The 3105-nt window shown below is 71.1% G+C and carries 5 protein-coding genes; 4 read left to right on the top strand and 1 reads right to left on the bottom strand.

Annotated features, from left to right (window positions below; all coding sequences use genetic code 11):
* The first annotated feature begins 105 nt into the window (after positions 1 to 105).
* The 4 genes from NW895_RS41070 (at position 106) to NW895_RS41055 (ending at position 2466) form a co-directional block, all read left to right on the top strand.
* Positions 106 to 564 (top strand): MarR family transcriptional regulator, encoded by a 459-nt coding sequence (locus NW895_RS41070; RefSeq protein ID WP_289942360.1) that lies wholly within the window; start codon positions 106 to 108, stop codon positions 562 to 564.
* Between the two features lie 207 nt (positions 565 to 771).
* Positions 772 to 1266 carry an NUDIX hydrolase gene (locus tag NW895_RS41065; protein WP_289942358.1) on the top strand — a complete coding sequence of 165 codons (495 nt, stop codon included), beginning with the start codon at positions 772 to 774 and terminating at the stop codon, positions 1264 to 1266.
* Between the two features lie 88 nt (positions 1267 to 1354).
* Positions 1355 to 2083 carry a Sir2 family NAD-dependent protein deacetylase gene (locus NW895_RS41060; RefSeq protein ID WP_289942357.1) on the top strand — a complete coding sequence of 243 codons (729 nt, stop codon included), beginning with the start codon at positions 1355 to 1357 and terminating at the stop codon, positions 2081 to 2083.
* A 14-nt stretch (positions 2084 to 2097) separates the two neighbouring features.
* Positions 2098 to 2466, top strand: a complete 369-nt coding sequence (locus NW895_RS41055) for a VOC family protein (RefSeq protein ID WP_289942355.1) — start codon at positions 2098 to 2100, stop codon at positions 2464 to 2466.
* Between the two features lie 56 nt (positions 2467 to 2522).
* On the opposite strand, the gene NW895_RS41050 is transcribed toward NW895_RS41055, so the two are convergent.
* Positions 2523 to 2993 carry a MarR family transcriptional regulator gene (locus NW895_RS41050; RefSeq protein ID WP_289942354.1) on the bottom strand — a complete coding sequence of 157 codons (471 nt, stop codon included), beginning with the start codon at positions 2991 to 2993 and terminating at the stop codon, positions 2523 to 2525.
* Positions 2994 to 3105: the final 112 nt, after the last annotated feature.

Below are 3105 nucleotides of genomic sequence, written 5' to 3'. Positions count from 1 at the left end.
GGAGGTTGACGCGCCGTTGCGCGGGGTGCGATGCAGTCCGTACGCCGCCGCGGGGCGGGGCACGATGCATCACGACCTTATATAAGTCTGAGATACATTTCCAGGGTGACATTTACTCAGAAGCCCCAGCAGGGCGACTTGGACGTTGATGCCCTCACCAGGGCGATCGAGTACTTCAACCGCTTCTACATTCGGCTCTCCACCGTGCAGAAGCTGTCGTTCACGACGCTGTCGGTGCTGGACACGCTGGCCTTCGGTGGTCCGAGACGGCTGACCGAACTCGCCGGAACCGAGCAGATAAGCCAGCCGGGACTCACCCAGCTGGTCGCGCGGCTTGAGCGTGACGGACTGGTAGAACGCCGCCCCGACCCGACGGACGGACGTGCCGTCCTGGTCTACATCACCGAGAGCGGCCGGCGGATCGGCGAGGCCCGGCACCAGGACCGGGCCCGTCACCTGCTCCCGCTGATCTCCCAGCTGACCCCCTCGGAACGGCAGAAGATCGCCGACGCTCTGCCCGTGCTGTGCCGCCTCGCGGACCTCGGGAACCAGGCCCGGCGGTAGGGCGTACCCGTCGGCAGACGCGGCGCACCCGCGGCCGGTCGGTGCGCGTGCGCGCGATCCGCTTGTCCGGCGCGTGCGCGCGATCCGCTTGTCCGGCGCGTGCGCCCGCTCGTCGCGGAGAGCGAGGCCCGGGCACGCTGCGGTGCGCCCGCCCCGGCCGGAGGCTGCCCCCGGAACGGGGCCCCGCACCGCCGTTACCCTGCCAGGATGACCACCACTGAAGACTTCGCCACGTACATCGCCGGACTCCCCCGCGTCCTCGCCGGTGCCGCCGCGCTCTTCCGGGACGACGAGGGGCGGGTGCTGCTCGTCGAGCCCAACTACCGCGAGGGCTGGGCGCTGCCGGGCGGCACGATCGAGTCCGACGACGGTGAGACCCCGCGCCAGGGCGCGCGGCGCGAGACGGCCGAGGAGATCGGCCTCGACCGCCCGCTGGGCCGGCTGCTCGCGGTGGACTGGGTGCACGGGACGGGACGGCCTCCGCTGGTGGCGTACCTGTACGACGGCGGGGTCCTGTCCGGGGAGGAGTTCAAGGCGATCCGCCTTCAGGAGGAGGAGCTGCTGTCCTGGCGGCTCGTGCCGCGCGAGGAGCTCGCCGAGTATCTGCCGGGGGCCCTGGGCCGCCGTGTCCTGGCCGCGCTCGACGTGCTGGCGGAGGGGGCGGGGACGGCCGAGCTGGAGAACGGCCACCGGGTCGCCTGACCGGCCGGGCCGGCCCTCCACGTGCCGGGGTCGTCCCGACCTCGATATGCGCTCGCCGCTCCGGGCGGTGCGGCCTACCCTCGACCCCATGAGCACCAAGCCCCTCGTCGCCCTCCTCAGCGGGGCCGGTATCTCCACCGACTCCGGCATCCCGGACTACCGCGGGCCGAACGGGCTGTGGCGGCGGGATCCGGAGGCCGAGAAGCTCGTGACGTACGCGTACTACATGAGCGATCCGGAGATCCGGCGCCGGTCCTGGCAGATGCGGCGCAAGAACCGGACCCTGAAGGCCGAGCCGAACGCCGCGCACCGGGCGGTGGCCGAGCTGGAGCGGTCCGGCGTGCCGGTGCGGGTGATCACCCAGAACGTGGACGGGCTGCACCAGCTCGCCGGGATGCCCGCCCGCAAGGTGCTCGAACTGCACGGCACCGCGCGGAGTGTGGTGTGCACCGAGTGCCACGCCCGGGGCCCGATGGAGGAGGCGCTCGCGCGGGTGGAGGCCGGTGAGGAGGACCCGCCGTGCCTGGAGTGCGGCGGAATCCTGAAGTCGGCGACCGTGATGTTCGGGGAACGCCTCGACCCGGTCGTCCTCGGCGAGGCGGTCTCGATCACCAAGGCCTGCCAGGTCTTCATCGCCGTCGGCACCAGTCTCCAGGTGCAGCCCGCCGCCGGGCTCGCCGGGGTGGCCGCCGACCACGGCGCCCGTCTGATCATCGTCAACGCCGAGCCGACGCCGTACGATGACCGCGCCGACGAGGTGATCCGCGAACCGATCGGCACCGCGCTGCCGAAGCTGCTGCGCGGGCTCGGCGAGTAGATCGGAATGCGCCCATGACCTCCGTCATCCGCCATGTGACCATCGACTCCGCCGACCCGTACCGCCTCGCCGGCTTCTGGTCCCAGGTGCTGGGGCTGCCCGTGCACGAGGGCGACGAGGACTCGGACGCCTATGCGTTGATCGAGGGCGCGGGTCTGCTGTTCGTCACCGTCCCGGAGCCCAAGACCGTCAAGAACCGGGTGCACCTGGACCTCCAGCCGCAGGACCGAACCCGGGACGAGGAGATCGAGCGGCTCCTCGCCATGGGTGCCACGCTGGTCGCCGACCGCCGCAACCCGGACGGCACGGGCTGGGCGGTCCTCGCCGATCCGGAGGGCAACGAGTTCTGCGTGGAGCGCGGCGCGGCGGAACGCGCCGGCTGAGCCGGCGCCAGAAATCGTGTGACGAGCCCTACCGGACGCGGTGCTGCGAACCACTGTCAAGGTCGCTGAGCCCGGGCCAGGTTGCCGAGTTCCGCGAGGCGTGACAGTGCGGGGAGTGCCTCGGTGATCGCCTGCTGTTCCTCGGGCGTCAACCGGGCGACGAGCGGCAGCAGACGACGCGTCCGGTCTGCGAGACGGGACTTGCCGACCTGTCGACCGGCCTCGGTGATGCGGACGAGGGTGGCGCGTCCGTCCGTCGGGTCGGGACGGCGTTCCACGAGCCCGTCGTGCTCAAGGCGCGTGACCAGCTGGGTGAGTCCCGGCTGGCTGATCTGCTCGGTCCTGGCGAGTTCGGTGAGTCGTGTCGGGCCGCGGGAGGTCAGGGTGTCCAGCACGGACAGGGTCGTGAACGACAGCGTCCGCAGCCCGGGCAGGCGAATGTAGAAGCGGTTGAAGTTCTCGATCGTCGTGATCAGGGCGCCCACGTCCAAGTGGCCCCTGGGGCTGCTGGTCTGAAAGATGGTCACCCTGGAAAAGTAGCGCGCACTTATATAAGCTCGTGATGCATTGGTGGTCAGCGCCTCGCGCCGTACGCGGGCCGCACCAGACCTCCATGGCGCAACGGCGCGTCAACCCACG

This window comes from Streptomyces sp. S.PNR 29 (assembly GCF_030386795.1).
Classification (GTDB): domain Bacteria; phylum Actinomycetota; class Actinomycetes; order Streptomycetales; family Streptomycetaceae; genus Streptomyces.
The sequence above is the reverse complement of the archived record's forward strand: the minus strand, read 5'-3'. Positions and strand labels throughout refer to the sequence as shown.